Origin of the sequence: Acaryochloris sp. CCMEE 5410 (genome assembly GCF_000238775.2) — a bacterium.
Lineage (GTDB): Bacteria > Cyanobacteriota > Cyanobacteriia > Thermosynechococcales > Thermosynechococcaceae > Acaryochloris.
Genome location: NZ_AFEJ02000007.1, coordinates 40,450 through 62,515, shown reverse-complemented (window position 1 = coordinate 62,515; position 22,066 = coordinate 40,450). Strand labels below are relative to the sequence as shown.

Sequence of the window (22,066 nt, the reverse complement as noted above, 5' to 3'; positions counted from 1 at the left end):
CATGGCGGTACGTTATCTCGTAGATAATTCTGACCGCCATGACCAATATCAGACTTCTTGCAGCAGTCCCCCTCCTTCTGCTGGGTTGCTCTAGCCAGCCCACCGTTGCGGGGACGTATAGCTGCAACCTCAACTTCAAGCTCAAAGATAAATCCACCCCGATTTCTCGCCTCATCATTCACGGTAGCCAAATTGAACTAAAGCTGGGCAAGGATAACTCCTACGCCATTTCTGTCAAAGGATCCCCCGCACTGCTGGGCACCTATGAATTGGACTCTGGGGAAATCCACTTCCAAACGGCTCCCGACCGCACGGACTCCTTCACCATCACAGAGCAGAGTGAAACTAGCCTCGTCCTGGGTGAAAACAGAATCGCCTGTGTCCCTCAATCGACTGAGGGGGATGCGTGATGCAGCACAAAACCGAACAGCCTCCCCAACCCCAATCTGAAGGGGTTGACCTGTCTCCCCTATTCAGTGGTCCTCTCCCCTGGTTAACGGGATTATTGGCCCTGATCCTAATTGCCCTGTGGTGGTTTGAGGATGAGACGAGACGCGAACCCGATGATGCCCGGTGGGCCACGAGACGAGAACAGCACCGAGCTAAGATGCTGGGACTCAAGCAAATCAGGGACCGAAAACGGGATGAGATAGCCCTTCGCTTGGGTAGCGATGACCCCCTGATCCTCCCCGACCTCCAGCCCCTAGTCACCATCGTCGGTGGGGCTGGTAAGGGCAAGACTGCCACGGTGATTGAGCTGGCCTTAGCGGATGCCATTCTTCAAGGGCACACCCTGATTGTCTTTGATGTCAAAGGCACCCTGAAGAAGAAATTCATCCCCTATGCCCGCAAGCAAAAAATTCCTTATGAGTGCTACTGCTTTGCTCCGGGCAAGTCCTATAGTCATGGCTTTGACTACCTGGGATTTATGCGGGATGCGGATGATGCACTGATTGCCCGGTCCATCGCCTCAACCCTATCCGATAACGTGATTATCAATATGTCGAACAAGCATCCCTTTTTCGACAATCACGCCGAATACCTCTTGCAAGCCTTGCTGATGATGGCAAAGCGGGCAGACTATGCCGACTTACCGATGGTCTGGGCCTTGATGGGCCTGCCGGGTATCGCAGAGCGGATCCAGATGGCTGACCAAGAAGGGGCATTCAAGGTAGATAGCGATTTAGGCATGTGGGTGCGGCAGCAGCTCGTGGGCCTGATGAGCGTGACGGGCACTCAAGATACCGCTGGTGGCATATTAGCGAGTGGCATCAACTATCTCTTACCAATGGTCAATCGGCAGACCATCCCCTGTCTGTCCATCGATGGGCGTGAACCCACCCAATCCACCATTCCTTTGGACCTACCGGGTAAGCAAATCATCTTCTTTGAGTTGGATGGACAAGCCAAGAAAGCAACGGCCCCATTAGTCGCTGTTGCCATTCACCTTTTAATTCAGCGCAACTTGAATGAGGATACGGAACGGGATCGGCCCTTTGGCGTGTTCCTAGATGAATTCGCCCGACTGATGCTGCCGAGTTTTGAAGAAGTGGTGTCCTTGGATCGTAGCTATGGGTTTTATTCCTTTGTGTCCATGCAGAGCTATAGCCAACCCAAGATTAAATATCAGTCGGAGACCTCAGAGTCCATCTTTGACAACACCTCCACCCAATTCATCTTTAAGAGTGGGAGCTACAAAGTCCGAGAAGACCTGAGTGCAGACTTGGGGGAATACACCAAGCACTACCATTCCAAATCTCGCAGCTACGGGAAGATGGGCAACAGCCGCTCCCGCAATGAACAGGAGAAAAAGAAGCGGCTGATTACCGCTTCAGATATCAAGCGACTCAAGAAAGGGGAATTTATCTGCACCAACCCCGGCATGGATGATCGGCCCATTCGGATGCGCTTCAACTTGAAGAAACGGAATGGCACGGACATGCAGCGGTTCACCGAATGCGAACGGATGTACAAAAGCCATGTCCACAAGCGCATGGTGCTGATGGCCCAAGAGCGGGTGTTAGATTCTCCAGAGCAAATCATGTCCGACCGCATGGTGTCCGCCGATGCCCTGCTGCCCTCTACCCAAGAAGTTGAATCCCACAAATTGAAGCAACAAGAGGAGAAAGCCGCATGAGTAGCGAAGAACAGCAATTTAGAGAAATGTTGCAAATCGGCCAGCAGGCCGTGAATGCGACCAACAGCGTCATCATCAATGCCGCCGCCTTAAGGAAACCACGGGTCGCGGTCAAGATCGAGACCGCTGAACAGGCAATGGAACTGGCGAAGCAGGAGATACGGAATAACACGCCTACAGATGTGATTAAGACCAAGCTACGGATGAGCGACTATGCCGAGAAAGTGCAAGACCCAACCAAGATGGCTGAGCGGTATGTGAAGAGTGCCCAGCTCAAAGTCGCGGTGGAAACCCACGGCCATAAGCTCACCCAGAATCGGAACCGAGGCCAAAATCGAGGGTTTGGACGGTGAGGGTACATTCTCTTGCAACGAATTAGGACTCTTTATATGGAGAACTTGAACAGTGGAAAAACTTGAATTTCAGAATTTCATCAGCAAAAAATATCAAGAACTCAGGGAGGAAGAACAACTCTTTTTTCAAGCGGCTCCCACGATGCGAGTGGCTAAGAAGCTGATCCAGTTTGCCGCCTTGCCTCCTGCTGCTGCGGTGGCCGCGACTCATGCCCCCCTCGTTGGCCCTGCCGTTGCGGGGGTAGTGGGTCAGGCCACTCATCTGATGCACTCAGGGATACATGGCGTCGCAGCGGATCAGATCGCCAAGAACTTTGCTGAGATAGCGGGTCAGATACAGCCTGGATGGGGGAGGCAGAGTGCATTCAATGCCTGGGCGAATGTGAGAACCGCAGACATGCTGGCAAAGACGGATGCCTGGGCACGGCCCTTGAGTGGGTTTGCCGCCCCGACGATGATCGGTAAAGGCATCGTGGACACGAGCAAGCTAGCCATTAGCTATGCCAGACAGGGCATTCCAACTGTGGTGGCTCGTCCCGTGGTCCATATGTGGAGGATGACGAATCACTACATCAACCGGGCCAAGAATTGGTTTGAAGAGACCTTGAGCAAGCTGCCAGAGCAAGTGCAGCAGAACGTTCGTAGTGCAATGGAAACCGTACAAAGGAGACAAGCAACAATGGCTGAAGCACAGAACCAAGCCTCCATCTCCACAGAGCGCGATATGGAGCGACGAGATGAATATGTAAAGATCCTATCTGAGCAACAGAATGACCCCAATCTCACCTATGAAAGTATTTACGAAAAAATCGACGCTGCTCCAGAATTAGGGGAAACCTACGACAAACAGGTTATTTATCAGGCTCTCACTAAAGGCAAAACACTTGATGAGGCGACCGCGATTATATCGCAGGGACCGAATGTAGCTCAGATGACCGAGGCGAATTTTCAAGATGTCTCTGTCCCTGTCTATCTCACTCAGACGGCAGAGTCAGTGGAGGCGCAATACAAACTAGATAACCCCACCCCAGAGGTTAATCAGGAGCTGACCCAGGAGCCTGAAGCTCAAACAGTATTGGAAGTGAATGCTTCTGTCGTGAATCCCTCAGTGGAACTATCAACGGATGCCCAACAGCAATATTCTCAATTACTGGGTGAATTTGAGAAGAATCCAGATCTGACCTGGGAGGATATTCAGTCTCGCCTCAGTGAGAATCCAACGTTATTGAGTGAGCTGGATCAGAAAGTGGTGGCTCAAGCTGCTGTTAATGGGATGGACATTGAAGACGTTCAGAAACTCGTCACCACTGAGGCCAACTATGATGCCTTTGAGCAGGGGGCAGAGGTGCAGAATGCCCCCACAAGCCAAGACCAATATGCGGAGTTATTGTCTAAAGCCCTGGACGAAGAGCTAACCTATGCTGACATTCAAGAATACATCAGCGAAGATCCGCAGTTGCAGGAATACTATGACGAGCTGGTCGTGATGCAAGGTCAAGAGGAAGGCATGAGTGAGGAGGAGGCTAGGGCTGTGGTCCGCAACTCCTCAGAACCAGAAAGGGCTGAACCCTCTCAAGCACCTGAAGCGGAAGCACCGAAAGCGAAAGCCTCGGAATCTGAAGACCTTGACCCACTCCGCATGATCAACGAGGATATTGTTGAGAAGCTAAGTCGCAATATTGAAATTGGCAATATGCGAGTGTTTTTAAATCAGAAAGAGATATTTCGACTAAATGATGACGGGATAATCGATCATAATCGCAGTTCCGTTAATTTAGAGCAGTCTCGGATGATTCGAGAGGCACTGAGGAATCCAGAGAAATTCAAAGGGACATTGACGATTAAGGTAGGCACTCGCACGATTCTTAGGATTCAAAATGGTATTGCAATTCCAGATCGATATGGACTTTCTGGAAAGGATATCAAGGCTGAGGCTGATATCCCCAAGGATGCGCAGCAGCAGAGTGAAACTAAAGGCCAGAAGACCGAGGCGGAAGCTCCCAAGCCCAATGATAAAGAACAGTCCACTGAGCCTGAGAATCAACAAGTAGCGTCTTCCCAAGCCAAGCATCCTACAGGAGAAGTCCAGGATGAGTTCGCTGGATTTACCCAAGAACAGAAAGATACGATTAATCGGAGGCGAGAGAAAGGACTAGATTCAAGCAAGCTGATCGCCAAGATTAAAAAGAACCTTGCCCGTCCCCCCGTGGAGAAGAAAGAACAGCCCAAACGAGAAGTCACCATGTCCCGATAAGGGTGGTGGTATATTCTCTCGAATCAGTTTCACGTTGTAACTCAAATCAAGGAGAATTCCCATGTCAGATATGTATAACGATCCAATCGGCAATTCATTTAATGATCCCTGGAGTCAGCGGCTACCCGGTGATCCCAAGCCTCAACAACGCAGTCGCGTAGAGATTGAAGATAGATCAGGAATGAGACGCACCGAGATTATTCCAGGGCCACCTCCCATGCCGGGTTCTGATTGGATTAGTTCTAGTGGTGGTACGGTGATTAACTCTCGTCGCGTAGACTAACGTCCACGACCTCGTTTTATATTCCGACTTCTGGCCTCGACCTTGATAATGGGTCGGGCCCTTTTTAGTCTGTTGACGAGGATTTGCATGGCCTTGGGGTCACCGTCTTTTCTGACGAGTCTACGATAGGCATCCGAGAGCTTGATGATGCCCTCGATATAGTGCTGCTTGTCATGGTAATGCTGGAAGGACCGGGCAGTGGAAGACTCCCATAAGACCCGAATGCCATCCATCGCATCCCCATCCTTCATCGCTTCTAGGTAAATGGGAATATCGTGCACCGCGCATCCAAAGTGCCGATTCAATCGCTTCTTAATCTGGGTGTACTGCCCCCGATAGTGCATCGTGATTTCCCGCTCCATCGGATAGGCATTCTTGTCAGCCCGCTCAAAAGCGATGGGGCCATGATTAGCGATCAGGTCATCGACGCCTTTCCCTTGTTCAGAATCCCAAGGAATTCTCCATGTCTTGCAGTCTCTTTCTTCAATGAGTTCAGCTTCTCTGACCATTTCACGGCGCACGTTCCAGACCGTGGACTGCTCAGAATCCCAGTCATGGGCATACCTGAACTCTCTGCCTGGAACCGCAAACACGTCTAGTTGCGGGTGCAGTACTCGTCTTTCGAGCTTTTCATCGTGCTGGTTCTTGGCCCGATAGCCGATGTTGACCCCCTGACCACCAATGACGACTCTTCCTTGAGAGACTAATGCCGCGTCTTTTTTATCTCCTTCAGTTCGATAGATGGGGATTTCAGGATGCTTGTAGACCGTGTACCAGAATCCTTTGGCTTTCTCTTCATCAGTTTGGGCGACTCCATACTTGGCAAAGATCCGCTTAGCGATGGGATCTGGGACGGGTTGGAAAGCCATATCTCGCTCAAACAGTTCGCGTTTTGGCCCCATTGGGTTTTCATACTTGCGATATTTGAGTGGGGCATTGGGGTCTTTCGCTCTAGCTCTGCGAGTTTTCTTCATGTCGATACGGGGAGTATCAGGCTTGAAGGTGCCATAGAGACTAAGTGTTGGTTCCTCATTAGGTCCAAGCCCCTCAAAGGATAGCGGATCAACCCCAGCATCAACCCACCAGCCACCGCCTTCAGCCATCTCTCGGTAGCTCAACACCTCTGGTTCCTTCCGATCATTAATCAAGGCTCGGATCGGCTCAATATGATACTGACTCCGCACCGTCTTGAAAGACCCATCCCGTCTACGAGTGGCGATGTCCTCAATCTTGGCTCCCAGCAACCGATCAATCACCTGATCATCAGCAATAGAATGCAATCTTGCTTTAATCACGTCAGGATGAGCACAGCTAGCCACCCATTCATCCCAATGTTTCTCGTCAATATAGTCAGGCCGCTCTACTCCAGAGTAGTCTGGTTTCCAGAACACCTGATCGTCAATGGTCTTGGGCTTAGGTGTGACGCTCATCCCCCTGTCCGTCAACTGCTGGGCGACTTCCTTAAGCTGTTCTGCAACTGGCCCATTCACCAGTGCATCAACTGAGCGCATTGCCTTCACGGATTTAGCCAATTGCAGCATAGCTGGGAAGGTCTTCAGGCTTCGCTGAGCGCGAACGGTCAGATCATTGAGTGCGCCAATGTGCTGAGTAATGGATTCATGTGCCCTCCATTCACTGACGGTATCGGCCAGCTCCTTAATCTTGGCAAAAGAATAAGTGGGTTGCTTGGCGTTAAAGGCTTCAATCTGTTGGGTGATGGCCTGGAGCTGGGGCTGCACCTGAGCGAGGGATTGTCCTTGCTGGAGTTCGTTTACGATTTCGGCAAGCTGCTCTATGCCCTCAAACTGAACTTGCTGGGGTTTAGCCAGCTCGTTAATCTGAGTGGTCAACTCAACCAACTGCTCAACCAAGCCACTCTCAGTCAAAGCTTGTTCTTCGTTGAGGTCATGGACATCCTGAGCTAGGTCACCCATGTCAGGGAATTGAGGCACCGTGATTGACGCAACCAAGTCCTGCACCTCGTCCATGACTGCAGAGACTTCCACCTCAGTTTGCCAATCTTGAACGGCATCGACCAACTCAGCCATTGCTGGGAATTGGACATCCAGAGATTGGGTGGCCTCAATCCCCGCTTGGAGTCGGATGATTGCCCGGTCTAGTCCTTCAGATCCCTGAGTCAGGACATCCACCATTTCGGTAACGGCATTTGCCAGCTCCTGACCCGTTCGCCATTCCGCTACGGAATCGGCAATGGCCCTAATCCTTTGCTGACTTAAGGATTGTTCGATAGTCTGGTCAATCTGGTCAATGGATTGGGAAATATAAGTAAGGTTCTGGGCGAGGGCTGTTTGTCCTTGCAGCTCCCTTGCAAGATCGGCCAATTCGCCTAGACCTTTAAAGGAATTAGGTTCTAAGCTTTGGCATAAGGCATCGACCCGTTGAGCGAGGTTCAGCAATTGAGACTCTAGTCCACTCTCAGCTAGCGCTTGCTTTTGGGTCCATGTCTTTACCAGTTTTGCTAAGTCTGAGGAGGCTGATGCCCATTCTGTTGAACGACTGTCTTGGGTGGGGCGTGTCGCGGGAGCTGGTCCTTGATCTGCATGATCTCCTCTGCGGCCTCCAATACCTTGTCGCTCATCGTCAACTGCAAGACGCTGGTATCCTCGATTTTCATCCTTAAGTTGTCCATTGCCTTGGCGAGTTCCTTGATCGACTCGCTCATATCCGAGGGTTTCTTGGATGCCATCGCCTCCTTGAACTCCTGGATGAACTGGTTGAGAACGGCTTTGACTTCCATTGGGATGGTGTTGATCCGTTCTCTGACCTGGGACTTGAGTTCTCTGTTCTCGTCTAGGATATGTTGGTTCTGGGCTTGGACCTCTTCGACTTGATTGGTCAGGATGGTGATCGCGTCCGTGAGTGGACCGAGTTGGATTCGAAGCTCGTTGATGATCTGCTGTTGATTGTTGACGTTCTGTTGTTGATTGTTGGTGTCCATAGGTTCCCTCGATTAAATCTAAAGCACTTTTTTGGGTATTGGATTTGGCGACCCGATTCCTGAGTTTATTCAGGCTCTCGGTGTAGACAGTTAGTTCATGTTCTTGGCGAGAAATATCGACGAGGAACGGCTCTCGGCTAGAGGTCCGGTCATTCGTGGTGATGACAATCGTCCGTTTCTTCGTGCCACTCTGGGAGCGGTAGGATGTCCACACCCGGTCATATTCCAAGGCAAGCGGTTGTGTCAGTGGTACATCATGGGAACGTCCCTCGTGGTCCCTGACTTTCATGTTCAGACCATCAAGGGCGGTGACCGTGAGCTGCTGACCGTTGATCCAGTTGTTCTCTTTGATAGTTGTCGTCCATCTGAGCTTATCCCCAACGGCCACATCAAACTTATGGGCACTGTAGACCTCCTTTAGTTTGTATTTAGAGGGTTTGAATCGATAGAGCCGACCGCCAAAGGAAGATACCACCAGCTCATCTCCCTCTCGTGCTTCCACCTTGTAGAGCTGTCCCCGCTTGATGGATGCGGAACGGGAGGTTTGCAATAGCCGAACGTAATCCCCTTTTCGATACCAATCCACCCGACGCTTTTGCTCGATACTCAAGTTGCGGGACTTGAGCTGAACAATCTTGCTAGATTCCCCGAGTCGTCCCGCTTGTTTCTCGCCTCTACGAATGGCTTGCTCCGTATCGAGTCGTTCCTCATTGGTGCCAGCGATAATCAGGGTTTCCTCTTGTTCTTTGAGGGGGAGAGCGAGGTACTGATCCGCTGCGGCTTGGGCCATCTCATATTTATCGCCCGACTCAATCACATATCCATTGGCATCGAGGAGTTCTAGTGCTGCAATTCCTCTGCCTCTAGCAATCAGTTCAACGGCTTGCTTCTGGACATCAACTTTTTGCCTAACAATCTCCTCAATTCGGTGGGTGGTGGCTCCATTGCGCTGCATAAACTTGAAGGGATTGCCCGCCTCAATTGAAGAGTTTTGACCTGCATCCCCCACGAAGATGACTTGTGCCCCAATGGGTTCAGCCTTCTCCAGAATCACCTTCATCTGTCGTCGGCTCATCATGCCCGATTCATCAATCAGCCAGACTTGGTTAGGGCTGTCATCAACTTGATGGAGAACCAGATGCTCAACGGTGTTGGTCGTGATGCCTAGCTCATCTTGGAGCTTCTTCGCCGCTGGAATCGTGGGGCTGAACCCCCGAATATTTAAGCCAGACCCATTCAGTAAAGTCTTGAGTACCCCTAGGGTTCGGGACTTGCCCACCCCTGGAAAGCCCTGCCAGATTTGATAACGGTCAGTGCTAGTGAGGGTATTGAGTATGGCCTTGGCCTGGTCTTCATTCAGCTCAACGCTAATCCCCAAAAGGGAAGGATGAGCGACCATTGGCTGAGCTTGACCTTGGCCCTCCATCCAGCGCTGGTGGATCTGGGCTTCTTCTTCAACAGCAGTGACGGTGGTGAATCCACGCTCAACGGGGATCAGTTCTTTGCTTTGCTTGATGGCCTCATCCACCTGTTCCATAGCCATGCCCTGACGCTTGAGGGTCTTGAAGACATAGGCATAGATATCGTCCTTCTCAAAGATGGAGGACCACTCTGCATAATGGCGAATAGCGCTCTCAACCTCATACCTGGCTCGGTCTGGGTCAGGCATTACCGCCAAGGGTTCAGCCAATACTGGATGACCAACCCCTTGAGAGCGGGCTTCTTCTCGCCAGTGGTCTTGGATGATTTCGAGCTTTTTACCGACACCCCGCTTAGCCTTGCGAGTGGGGAGTACCTTCAGCTTCTTGTTCTCTGGAGTGACTTCAAGCCCCTCATCCCGAACCGCTTTGACGATGGCCCGGTGACGTTTGCTGAAGACTTCGACATCAGAACGGTTGTAGCCTTCTAGCTCAAATGCATCCTTGGTTTGATAGATGCGATGGTTGTGTCGCAAATAATGCTTCCAGGTACAAAACTCCTCTGAGTTTCATCCAAGACTATGCTGCTACTCCGAAGATTTGATTGATGAAAGAGATCTGTCCCATTGGATCATCTTTGCCCACATTTTTGATCTGACCTTTGCGGATCATGTTCATCGCTTCGTACCCCTTCAAAGTTCTTCTGGCGGAATTGAACGAGCCAAAACCCATGCCAGGATTCACAAGACGTTTGATGCCTCTATGATCTTGCTCCACTATATTGTTGAGATATTTGACCTGCCGTATTTTTTCTCCTTCAGGGATCCGTTCCTCTTCCTGTAACTGCTCCACAGCAGGGGGATACGCTGGATTTTTATCTACATTGATCACCCGAGGTGCATGGGTATGAAGCGCATTCAATGCTTTGGTCAGAAAGCGCTTTGCAGCCTTGGCATCCCGCTTTGCTGTGAGTAAAAAGTCGAGGGTGTAGCCGTCAGAGTCAACCGCTCGATAAAGGTAGCGCCACTTTTTGCGGATTTTGACGTAAGTTTCGTCAACTCTCCAGGAGTCATTGGTCGGCTTGAGATGCCGACGACAGCGCTTGTCCAATTCAGGGGAATATTTGAGAACCCACCGATTAATGGTGCTGTGATCCACTTCCAATCCCCGCTCCATCATCATCTCTTCTAGGTGACGATAGCTGAGGGGGTAGCGGCAATACCACCGGACATTGAGCAGGATGATCTCAGCTTGATAATGACGCCATTTGAATAGGTCAGCAGTTTTCATTGACAGAAGAGACAAGAAGCATGGCCCCCCAGATTACCACTGACAGTAGGCCAACACCCTATTTTTGCGACACTACCACATATTTTATGTTGGAACGTAATAACATACCGTAGTAACGTTAGTATTGCTCCATATCGGTTTACGCAGAATAAATCACAGAGGCAAATCTTGGGCCAAAATTGGGAATTAAGCTGGGCAGAAATAGTAAAGAGGTAAAAATTGGCCTATAAGCGTTGTCGAGTCAAGATTACAGCCTTAATATTGTTTATTGCTCCATTGCTCCGCAAACCCCTTACGCATTACTCTAAACAGTCTCGGTTAAGGCCTCAAACGACTAATACTGCATTTAAAAACCCTATAACAACCAATTTCAAATGATTCGCATAAAACGCTACTTCAGTGACTGAGTTATTTACGAAACTGAACTAGTTTTTTGCCAATTTTTCAATCATTAGGGATATGACATCATGATCATAACTTTCACACATCCTTATACTCATCAAGCAACAAGGACTGCTCTTATTTTTATTATATTTATATGGGCTTTTACTTTAGCTAGCAGTAACAAGTCAGCACAGGCGCATTCATATACTGACCCCTTTGATGGTGATCCGCCTGTTTGTAAAACAAAACCAAATTTGCCGCAGTGTTTTCCATCTTACTAGTGCTTTTGGTGGAGTAATGAGTAATATACTAATCTATCGATCACCCTCCATACTGCTACAACATGGTTTTCGATTCTTGAAGAGAAGAATTATTATGGCCGCTGAAAAAATGATTGTCTAAAAATTTCCATTGAATGTGTTTCGGTAATCTGATAGGTACTAACAAATCTCCCTCCTAATATGGGGAATTTTTCTTTCTAAAATATGACTTATACCAATTCCGTGTGGGGATGAAATGTTTGACTCCAATGATTGGCTTATCTTCAACGATTTCGACAAACTATACAGGTCATTTAACTGGGTAATTTGTATTACTAGATAAAGTGTAATCAAAGTTGCTATCCAACCATTACCTATTGGAGGTACAAGTATTTTACTAAAGCCAATTACCTAGCAGAACATATGGTGCCCAATACACAGGTAAATTAAATCGGGGGTTATTTATCAAGTCAAGTTGAGCAAGACGGAGTGCCTCAGCTTTTGTTGCCACTTTCGGATCAATTAAATGCTCATAGAATTTACCAACAAGCTCCGCGCTAGCTTCATCATCGGCATACCACAACGAGGCAATAGTGCTTCGTGCACCTGATTGCACAGCCATCCCTGCCATGCCTAGCGCAGCTTGTGGATCACTCTTTAAAGTTTGGCATGCGCTTAAGAATAACAGCTCTATAGGTTGTGATTGTGCTTGATCACGGTTATTGAGAATATCACCGAGTTGATTGATATTGATGCGATCACCAATCCCGGATACGATATAGGTCTGATTGGCCTGGGAACTAAACTGTCCGTGTGTAGCAATGTGCACAATTCGAGCTGGCTTACCTAAAATACTTCGTTGAAGAGAATCACGAGTAAAAGCTTGGTTAAGTAAGATATCGGTTTTAGCCAAAGTAGCAGCAATCTTTTTTATCTCAACTAATACCTTTGGTAGACTTTTAAGGCCTAAGTCAGGCATGGGATCCGTGGAACCTGCGACCAATGTGGGTAAAGCCTGACGATCCAAAGGTTTTGGCCCCAGAAGTTGTAAGCCAGGGCTAGTGCTAATGGCATATTTCTCTATCAGGAATTGCTTTCCATCATAAAGTGCTGATATGGGGATGTTACGAAGAGGACCATCCAGCACAAATACTAAATTTTTAATTTAATTTTTGATGAGTTCTTCTTCAATTGGAGCGATCAACCATTCATAGATAGGATTTGAAGCTGACTGAATTTTAGAGAGTCGTGATGGTAGCTTGAACTGCAGTATTCTAGCAAGTTCAACTAAAGTGCTATCAAAAGTCTCTTTTGTGACAGAAATAGTATGGAGTTGTAGTTCATCAGAGTGGGGCAGTTTTAGGATGACTCCCAACTGATCATTGAGAAAAATGGTGTAAATAAATGCAGTGTTGACCTCAGTGCGATCGATAAGCTGATCAATCTCTGTTAGTTGATCTTTGGTACAGGTTTGAAGTAGAAAGTTTTCAACTTCAACAGTCTGTAAGGCATCAATTACAGACCGGGCTTGCTGCAAATTTTGTGCTTCAGGATTAGAGGATAAAAGCAAATTGACGAGTTGCCGATAGAGAGGCTCAACACCATTTCGAAATGAGAGCTGGGCATCCGGTGCAAGAAAGACAAGGTCTTTTCTGAGCCCTTGCAGTGTATGAATAGCTGATTGATAATATTGGATTGCTTGTTGAGGTTGTTGCCGAGCATCCAGAATCTTACCCATTTGCCATTGCCATTGATATGCTAAATCATTTGCCTGTGTTGCTTGGGCAATTGAAAGAGCAGCTTCAGTCTCAGCTTGTGCTTTTACATAGGAAGCTTTCTGCTGATAAAAAGTACCTAAAAGCCCATGGGCTTCAGAAGTTGCACGGTTATCGTCCAACTTCACAGCCATCTGATGTGCAGTAGTTACCCATTGGATACTTCGCTCACTCCATGATTTTGAAGGTTGAATTTTTCCAAGACGGAACAAACTCTTTGCTAGATTAAGTTGAGCGTATACGACAGCTCTGCTAGCTGGCATATTAACTAATGGTCCATCAAGAATCTGTTTGGCTAGTTTTTGGGGTTGGGATGAGGATTGGGTCAGGGGGAAATCAAGGCTGGTTTGCCAATCGAGAAGTAGACTCAAGGTTTGAAGTTGTCCTTGGATGACAAGTAGTTGCGTAGCAGGTTTGAACTCTGCTTTTGAAACTAACTGGGCAGTACGTATGGCTTGCTCGTAATGTGCTAAGGAATCGTTTAGCAGGGATTGATTCTTTAGCTCACCTACTTCCAAAGACTGCTGGAGAGCCTGTTGATATAAAGCTCTCTCAGTTTCTGCAAGGCTTAAGTAAATAGCACTCTCGAGGTCTGGAGATTGTAAGGGCAGTACGAGATCCAAGCTTATTTTTAGCAAGGATTGTGATTTTGCAAGGCTCCCTATTTGTCGCAATACATTACTAAGATTTCGTAAACCTATTACCTGAATTTTAGGATCAGGATGAGCCATGAATTGCTGTTGAAGCTCTGTCAAAATTGAGTCATCATCCACATCACATGAGAGCGTAAGGTTCATGGCACGTATGAGAGTTTTACAAGCTGGCCGGTATAATCCTGCTGCTTCCTGTGCCAAGGCTTGATTGATTAAACTTCCTCTAACTCCTACCGGATCATTTAGTTCTTGGTAAAATTGCGTAGCTTGTTGCCAATGAGTTAAAGCAAGTTCAGGGCGTCCTAAAGCTTGTTGTAATCGACCATAAGCATTATGTGCCTGAGCATAGAGATGTAACCATTGAGATGATTGTTGTTTTGGTTCAATATCCTGGAGCTGCTCGAGACTCTGAGTGATTGTTGTTTTGGCGGCAGACCACTGCTGTCTATGCTGTTGTGCGAGTGAAAGATAGGTCAAGGCCATACTTTGCTTTAGCAAATCACCTTGATTGGCAAACTGCTGGGCAGCCTTCTCCCAAGCAGTTGCGGCTTGATTATATTGCTTACGTTGGTAGTGTGATGTGCCAATTTGGAGCTGTTTAAATGCTGGAGTTTGTTGAGCCTGGATCGAAAAATCACCCAGGAGTATAGGGCTTGAAACTCCAATCCAAAGCCCTAGCAAACAACTAATTCCGAAACGTATTCCTTGTTTGATCAGCTTGATGTGATTTGAAGGTTGGAAAAGTTTGTGCTTAGCCATGACCTATAGGGTGCTAGGTTACTGAGCAGCTGGTAAACAGACAGTTAAATTTGCCTGGGGTACAGTTGTCGATGCCCCTTGAGAAACTAAATGTATCTGGCCTGTAGCCGTTCTCCGCCATCCTTGCGCTTCCAGTATCTTGTTAGGTCGAGTTCGTACCTCGTTCTGATCCGTTTTCTGAAGGGCCTTGGAATGGGGGGGAGAGCGTAGATCTTCCCAAATGGTGATTGAGTCACTGGGCACATTTGGTCGAGGTGGCAAGCCACCTCGACCGCTGTTTATAAAGCTACTGGATGATTCAACAGGAGCACCAGGTGAACACCGTTGGTTTATCTGTGGGCGTACTAGACCTGTAGGTAAGTCAACTAAACCTTGATCTGGATCCGTTTCAGGGGTATTTAAAGTAACTTCGCCACTGAATCCAAACTCAGAACTTGCTGTGATATCACTCAAGGGAGTAGGTTCGTCTCTGGCTTCGAGGCCAAAAAGACCTTGAGTATTGATAGTGACATTGCCCCCCCGCCCCGTGAAGGCATTGGCGGATATATCGCTGTTTTCATCTGGAAAAGCGGCTATAAGTAAAGCGTTGATGTCAATATTGCCGCCATCACCGCTGTTTTGGTTGCGACCAGCAGTTGCTGTAATATTACTTCTACCTTGTAGCAGGAGCAAGTTGGCTATATTCAAACGAATATTTCCACCTTGACTATTCAAGGTTTCGGCAGAGATAAAAGCTTGATTTGATAAATTAAGTCTCCCAGCTTCAAGGAAAATATTTCCTCCGATCCCAGAGCCTTGGCTGTCAACAGCAATCCCTGCTCCATTTAGAATGCTAACAGTACGTGGATCGATGAAGATGTTGCCGCCTGGTCCACTTGAGTTGGGGCCAGTATTTGCAAATAAGCCGCTACCCTGACCTTTTAAGATCAAATCATCACGAATCTCTAGTGTGATGTTCCCAGCTCTTTTTTTACCTGCAGTTGTAGTTAATAATCTGCCGTTTTGTGTGGCTTCGAATCGATTTGCTTTTATAAAGATGTTTCCACCGATACCACTAGCAGTAGTGCGTGTATCGATAGTGGCATTGTCCTGGATATGGAATTGATCGGTAATTACGCTAATATCTCCTCCACGACCTTGACCAGTGGTATTGGCGAATACACCACTGGCTTCACCAGAAAGAAATACTAGATTATTCGCATTAATATTGATTTCACCTGCTTTCCCTGACTCTAATGTGGATACTGAAATGGTGCCGCCATTGTTTACGAGCAGTTTGCTCGTATTAACTGTTATGTCGCCAGCCCGTCCAGTGCCTTGTGCTTCAGTAGATAATGTACTGTTTATCACCTGATTCGCAAAGGTAGTGCTGCCTGATATATTCACAGAGCTTGACGCATTTATCATTATGGATCCGCCAGGTCCTCTATTATTTGTTGGAGCATTTTCAGTAACTAAAGAAGTTGCTCTAACTCTACCTCCATCGCGAATATTTAAGATATCTACATCAATTGCGATAATACCTCCATTACCGATACCAGAATTGATTGCAGAAAGTTGAGCGTAATTTTCAACAGTCAGATCATCTGCAGTAACTTTCAACTCTCCAGCATCACGAATCGAACCTGGTTGTGCAGAAACAAATGCACCACTTGTTTTTTCAATGCCAGCTCCACTAAAAAGAATAGAATCAGCTTTTAGAGATATTGAGCCAGCATTACCGATGTTACGTGAACTAGTCGTTATCTGTGCTCCGCTTGTAGTAGATATCTGTTTTGCCTCAACGGAAATATTCCCTGCATCGCCAGTACCTTCAAATTCAACTAAAGAAAAAAGGCCACTTGAAAATTCTCTACCTAGAAACTGTGCTGATCCGACTAATCTAACTGAGTCTAATGCTTTGATACTTATGTCTCCACCCTTTCCACTACCAAAAATACCAGTAGAAACTTGGGCACCATTGAGAAGGGTAAATTTCTGTGTTTTTATGAAGATTCCACCCCCATCTCCTTGACTTATTACTTGAGCAAATATACCAGTGGGGATAACTACTTCGGGTCGTTTTGCCTGGACTATTTCCACGAAATCTGAGGCATTGATAAATATGTTCCCTGCATCTCCTAGCCCCGAATTAACAACTGACACCTGACTTCCATCTATTATTCGTAACTTTCGCGTCTTGATAGATAAATTACCGCTGTTTCCAGCAACCTGTGGCCCTATTTCAGCAAATAAGCCACTGGGAATTGAACCATCAGGACTTGTTCCTCTTAGCTCAACTAGATCATTCGCATTTATTTTTAAGTCTCCTCCATCTCCTGAAGATAGGGGAAGAGCATCAATAAATGCCCCTTCACTTATAAATATCTCTCTAGCCTCAACTGTCACATCACCTGCATCACCCGTTCCAATGCTCTCAGTACCCAACCGAGTGTCGGCACCTCTCATTATTAACGACTGAGAAGCATTTAAGAAAACATCTCCACCTGGATTTAGTGTAGCCACACTTACTATCTGTGCATCACCAATAATGCCTACATTTTTCCCTCTGATCTGGATATCTCCCCCATTAGAACGAACTAAAGCTCGTTCAGAAAAAAGTATATCTTGGAAATTCAGAGTGTTGGAATAGTCTACTTTCCAACCTTGATTCTGAGTTACTAATCGGACCTGCTCTCCTTGATTAAGGCTTCCTAGCTCAATATTTCCTTTATCTGCAAAAATAAGACCACCTGAAACATCAACTGAACCTCCGAGTAGCGCTAGAGTCTTACCATCTGGTACTTGTAAACCTCTATTAATCGGATTTACAAATTCATTCAGACCTTGAGTAATTGTTGATTGATATCGGATCGCCTGAGAAGGTTTTTCAAACTGTAAACCAATGGGGGCACTTATAGTTAGCAGAGATTGCGTTGGATTAATTGTATTAAAACGAGCATTATCATCAAAGATTATACTGCTAGCTGTACTACCAAAAAAAGATCCTCCAGTTTCTAGTGAAGAATTTCTACCAAAAATAATTCCATTTGGATTAATAAAAAAAAGATTAGCTGTTCCATTAGTTTTTAGAGTTCCATCAATCATAGATGCTTTATTTGATGTCACACGCGAGAAAATATTTTTGATAAAAAGAGAATTATTAAAATGAGCAGTTTGGTTATCTATAATTGAAAAGCTATTAAAGCTGTGGAATAGATTTTGCCCTCTTTGACTACCTCCCTCAATCTTGATTAAATTATCTTTTTTGATAACTCTAGAATTCTGCGGAAGTGTATTATCAGGCAATACTTGCGCTTCAACATCTATGAGAGAACAGAGGCATAGCATAAAGCTATCAACAAGAATCCAGAAAAACAAAATAGGGTATTTCATTGAATAAAACTAATATACAGAGAAATTAGTAAAAATATTTTTCATCATTCTTCTAGTTCTTCTCGTTTTTCAATTGGGGCAATATGAAGTTCTTTCCCTTTATTAATTATTTTTGATCGTGTGGCACACAATAATAGCCGAGTTGAATCAATGTGATATAAATTATTGACTGCTTTAGACCGGTCCGATTTTTTCCTGATTGAGCAATTTCTACTTCTTCTTTTATCACTATTGATAGGGACGAAAAGCAATAGTTGAATCTTTTTGTCTTGTGATAAAATCCTGTATTCTATTTCTTTTTTTGAGCTTAAAATATTAGCATGTAAATCTCCTCTATTAAAGCTTAAAGTCTGATTACAACTTATTGTTACTAGAAAAGAAGAAATTACATTACTAAATTTTCCTTGAGTAGAAGAATCACTGAAATCTATTGCAGGAACTTCATTTTTATCAGTAGTATGAAGATTAAATTTTACTCCTATCTTAGCAGTCTCAGTTTCACTTGTTTCACTTGCTCTAATTGATTCAATCGATTCACTTTGTGGGATACAATCAAAAGGAACTCTAGTTGAATATTTCCCTCCTTTAGCTTCAGCAGGTTTAATTAAGATTCCCATCAGAAAAAAGATGGTTGTCCCAGAAATCAAGCATTTATTTATTTTTTTCATTTCCTAAGCTCCTTTAAAGAGTTTACTAATAAATTCACTCTATAATAAGTTACTAGATCTTTTTTATTAATGCAATTTAAATTCCACAGAATAAAAGCCAATAGAGTATTAACTTCACTAAAAAAACGTACTAAAAATATTGTTTACTATAAATTATATTATCTTGTTTTTATATGAAAAAATTTTTGAGATTGACTCACTATTTTAAAAATGGACCTATTACTAGCAGTTATCTATTTACGATAGTTTTATAGCTGGTAATAGAGTTAATATATAAATAGAAATTAAGCTAGTCACAAACTAAGATTCCAGAGTATAGCTTATAGGATAATCTTCGGTTTTAAATATTTTTGATAATTTAGATAATTGAAATTTTTTTATAATAAATATCGATTCATGACAAAGATTTTTGATGTCAATTTGGTGAGAATATAAAGAATAGATGTGGTTGAAGGGAAATAGTTAGTTAAGTAATTAAACTATCTTTTCCCCTCAATCACTTATCTATTGTTGAGGAATTAAAAACAGAAACTTATACTAATGGATACCAAAACTAGGTAATAGTTGTTAGTTGGCCACCATCATTAACAGTGAGTTCACCAAGATCAACACCTTGAACCACACCAACGAGTTCTCTACCAAGGAAAAACTCACTATTGGGAGGATCAATGATTCCTTGGAGCCCTTGATCAATGTAAATACCCGTACCGCCGCCACCAATATCAACAGTTTGCAAAATATAGCTCTCATTCCCATTGAGCTGGATGGTATCTAGGCCAGGTACAAAGTCTGTAATTAAAGCATAGTCTGCTTCACCTTGATTATCAGGAGAAATAACACCATCATCATAAAAAACATCACCGATGTTACCCAAAACAAATTTGTCTCGACCAGTTCCACCAGTCAAACTGTCTATTTCTCCTTGGCCAGGATTTGAAGCAGTTTGATCAACTCCGACAAGAACGTCATTCCCACTACCCCCAAGGAGACGATCATTGCCAGAACCACCGTAAAGGCGATCTTGACCAGCATTCCCATTCAGAAAATCACTTCCTGCATTTCCGAAAATATCATCATTGCCATTACCGCCGAATGCAAAATCATTGCCAGAACCAGCTTCAATCCGATCGTTTCCATCTTGACCAAATAAACGATCATTATCTGAGCCACCTAGTAAGACATCATTTCCACTATTCCCAAATAGAAGGTCATTTCCAATTCCACCAGATAATGTATCCTCACCTAGTCCTCCCAGAAGAGTATCATCCCCAGGATCACCATACAGCCGATCATTACCTGCACCTCCATCCATATAGTCATTGCCAGCAATTTCTAATGGGAAAGTGGGAAAAGAACGGGGTTTACGATCGCCAAACATGACGTCGTTTCCGTTGTTCCCGGACATTCTGTCATCCCGGCCAAGACCATACATGACATCATTAATGGGTGTCCCAGAGAGGCTATTTGAATTACTATTTCCTATGATAAGAGCCATCTCAAATTCTCCTTTTGGATTAGTGAATGTTAATCAAATAGAAAGTTAATTTAGAGAAGCCAGACGATTATATTCAGATCGAAATGCTTATCTCTGAAAGTAACTCAGTACATTTTTTTTCTTTTATGCAAAACATGAAAAATTTTTTCTTTTTAAATACCAAGAGAAAATACAAATAGTTATCCTACTTTTTATAAATCAGAAAGTAAGCGTAGGTAACTATTTGTATTTTCTTCTAGTAGAAGTACCTTCTCTGCTATTTGCAGCAAGAATATAGACTTAAATTAAAAACCACATATTAGACCTCTTGCAATATTAGTTTCATGATGTGCTACATATGAAAAAAATGCCGCGATCTGACTCGGATTTTAGTCTTCTACCGTATCGTTAGTTGAATTATGCAAGAGGTCTATTCAAGAATAAAACTTATTTCATCTCCTCATCACTCGTGATGAAGTTATTGAAAATCGAATTATTATCTCAGTCAATTTCAATATTTAAGTTATTGAACTATAAGCTTTATTCAAGTGTAGGCCTCTAAGAAGATCTAATTTTTCAATCCTTGCCTAACAAGAATTAGATCATTCTATATCTAGTTAAACTGAAGCTCATTAACAAAGAAACTATTTGGCTTCATTGCTCTCGTCAAGAGACTAATACAAAGTTCATTCAATCAATACTAAATTATGAATTTATCAGCAGACGCTAGAGAAAGCTCAACATCTTGAAGGATAACGATAGTATTATTTGCATTCCCTTGTTCGAAAATTTTAGTATCAATTCTAGCGTCGCCGGCAAAGCTGCCATAGGTAATTGAATAAGGTATCGAGACAGCGATAGTGTCATACTCTATTCCTACAATGTCAAAGTCCGTAATAATTCCATATCCAGTGCCGTTATATGAAACGGTGCTAAAGTAATCGCTGTCCGCGTTACTACCTGAGGTTAATGTATCGACTCCTGTATTAACTCCGGTAAATAGCAAATCTCCTCCATAGAATCTATCATCACCTTCACCACCGTTCATTGTGTCGTTGCCATCGCCCCCCCACAACGTATCGTCTCCTGTTGAGCCTTCTAATATATCGTCACCGTTTAAACCACGGAGCTCATCATTACCAAACCATCCATATAGTTGGTCATTTCCATCAAATCCACTGAGAGCATCATTTCCAGTAGCACCCCAAAGTGTATCTTGAGCATCTCCGCCTTCAATGAGATCGTTACCAATGCCACCAAATAGAAAGTTCTGACCATCACCTCCTCGCAAAGTATCATCACCAGCATCACCTAACAATCGATCGTTACCATCCCCGCCTTCAATCAAGTCATTACCTGCACCACCATTAATCGAATCCTGCCCTAAGCCACCATCTAGAGTGTCATTACCATCACCTCCGAGGATAGTGTCATTCCCACTATCGCCGCTAATATTATCTCGACCAAACCAACCGCTTAGGAAGTCGTTACCTCTCCCACCCGCAATTCTGTCGTTACCGATCCCCCAAACAACCTATCGTTACCATTACGTCCCGCTAAAGTATCGTTACCTCCCCCACCAAATGCATAGTCATTGCCGCTGCCAGCATCGAGATAATCATTGCCAGTTCCTCCATTGAGTCTGTCGTTTCCACCTTCACCATGAAGAGAATCGTCACCATCGAAACCGTTCATAATATCCCTGATATCGGTGCCTTGTAACTTGTCATTGGCATCACTACCGTTTGTGTATGCAGTTTTCATGATTCTTTTCCATTAATTCTCGTTGGACAAGACTAAGCAGATGCTTGATACCCGTGACTCATTCTCGAGCACAGAAAATTATGCAAATTCAAAAAAAGATTTTTCTACCGGAGATTCAATTTTTCACTGCAAAACCAATAGAAACTTCAGAAAATTTCAACAGTCAGTTCTCAACATTTTTCATGAATTTGCATAATTCATACTTGATTACAATGAGTTATTTAAAGTGATGCTATAGAGGTAATGAATATATACAAAAA

14 protein-coding genes are annotated in these 22,066 nt (G+C 44.9%); 5 read left to right on the top strand and 9 right to left on the bottom strand.

From position 1 onward, the window contains the following. The first annotated feature begins 38 nt into the window (after nt 1-38). From ON05_RS36650 to ON05_RS36630, 5 genes are all read left to right on the top strand, one after another. Nucleotides 39-410, top strand: coding sequence for a hypothetical protein (locus tag ON05_RS36650; RefSeq protein WP_010480993.1), 372 nt, complete (start codon nt 39-41; stop codon nt 408-410). After that, nucleotides 410-2,137 (top strand): type IV secretory system conjugative DNA transfer family protein, encoded by a 1,728-nt coding sequence (locus tag ON05_RS36645; protein WP_010480994.1) that lies wholly within the window; start codon nt 410-412, stop codon nt 2,135-2,137. Before ON05_RS36650 ends, ON05_RS36645 begins: the two co-directional genes overlap by 1 nt. Then, nucleotides 2,134-2,490, top strand: a complete 357-nt coding sequence (locus ON05_RS36640) for a hypothetical protein (protein WP_010480995.1) — start codon at nt 2,134-2,136, stop codon at nt 2,488-2,490. Before ON05_RS36645 ends, ON05_RS36640 begins: the two co-directional genes overlap by 4 nt. 52 nt (nt 2,491-2,542) lie before the next feature. After that, entirely contained in the window at nt 2,543-4,744 is a 2,202-nt protein-coding gene (locus ON05_RS36635; protein ID WP_010480996.1) for a hypothetical protein, read from the top strand. Between the two features lie 61 nt (nt 4,745-4,805). Beyond that, complete coding sequence (locus tag ON05_RS36630; protein ID WP_010480997.1) at nt 4,806-5,027, top strand: hypothetical protein; 222 nt, start codon at nt 4,806-4,808, stop codon at nt 5,025-5,027. On the opposite strand, the gene ON05_RS36625 is transcribed toward ON05_RS36630, so the two are convergent. The 9 genes from ON05_RS36625 to ON05_RS36585 form a co-directional block, all read right to left on the bottom strand. After that, nucleotides 5,024-9,940: an AAA family ATPase gene (locus tag ON05_RS36625; RefSeq protein ID WP_262562719.1), complete on the bottom strand. Its 4,917-nt coding sequence runs from the start codon at nt 9,938-9,940 to the stop codon at nt 5,024-5,026. The two genes, ON05_RS36630 and ON05_RS36625, sit on opposite strands and share 4 nt — an antisense overlap. Nucleotides 9,941-9,983: 43 nt before the next feature. Continuing rightward, the gene (locus ON05_RS36620; RefSeq protein WP_010477026.1) at nt 9,984-10,694 is read right to left on the bottom strand and encodes an IS6 family transposase; all 711 of its coding nucleotides are present in this window, start codon (nt 10,692-10,694) and stop codon (nt 9,984-9,986) included. A 1,041-nt stretch (nt 10,695-11,735) separates the two neighbouring features. Continuing rightward, on the bottom strand, nt 11,736-12,503 hold the full coding sequence (locus ON05_RS36615) for a CHAT domain-containing protein (RefSeq protein WP_316964668.1): 768 nt from the start codon (nt 12,501-12,503) through the stop codon (nt 11,736-11,738). Next, nucleotides 12,504-14,525, bottom strand: coding sequence for a hypothetical protein (locus ON05_RS36610; protein ID WP_262562717.1), 2,022 nt, complete (start codon nt 14,523-14,525; stop codon nt 12,504-12,506). 18 nt (nt 14,526-14,543) lie between these two features. Then, nucleotides 14,544-17,900, bottom strand: a complete 3,357-nt coding sequence (locus ON05_RS36605) for a filamentous hemagglutinin N-terminal domain-containing protein (protein ID WP_010477022.1) — start codon at nt 17,898-17,900, stop codon at nt 14,544-14,546. 44 nt (nt 17,901-17,944) lie between these two features. Further along, nucleotides 17,945-18,568 (bottom strand): hypothetical protein, encoded by a 624-nt coding sequence (locus tag ON05_RS36600; protein WP_010477020.1) that lies wholly within the window; start codon nt 18,566-18,568, stop codon nt 17,945-17,947. Nucleotides 18,569-19,121: 553 nt separating this feature from the next. Then, the gene (locus ON05_RS36595; RefSeq protein WP_085945226.1) at nt 19,122-20,063 is read right to left on the bottom strand and encodes a calcium-binding protein; all 942 of its coding nucleotides are present in this window, start codon (nt 20,061-20,063) and stop codon (nt 19,122-19,124) included. A 679-nt stretch (nt 20,064-20,742) separates the two neighbouring features. Beyond that, nucleotides 20,743-21,549, bottom strand: coding sequence for a calcium-binding protein (locus tag ON05_RS36590; RefSeq protein WP_396151094.1), 807 nt, complete (start codon nt 21,547-21,549; stop codon nt 20,743-20,745). Then, complete coding sequence (locus ON05_RS36585) at nt 21,519-21,806, bottom strand: calcium-binding protein (protein ID WP_262562715.1); 288 nt, start codon at nt 21,804-21,806, stop codon at nt 21,519-21,521. The genes ON05_RS36590 and ON05_RS36585 overlap by 31 nt, the downstream gene beginning before the upstream one ends. Nucleotides 21,807-22,066 lie beyond the last annotated feature (260 nt).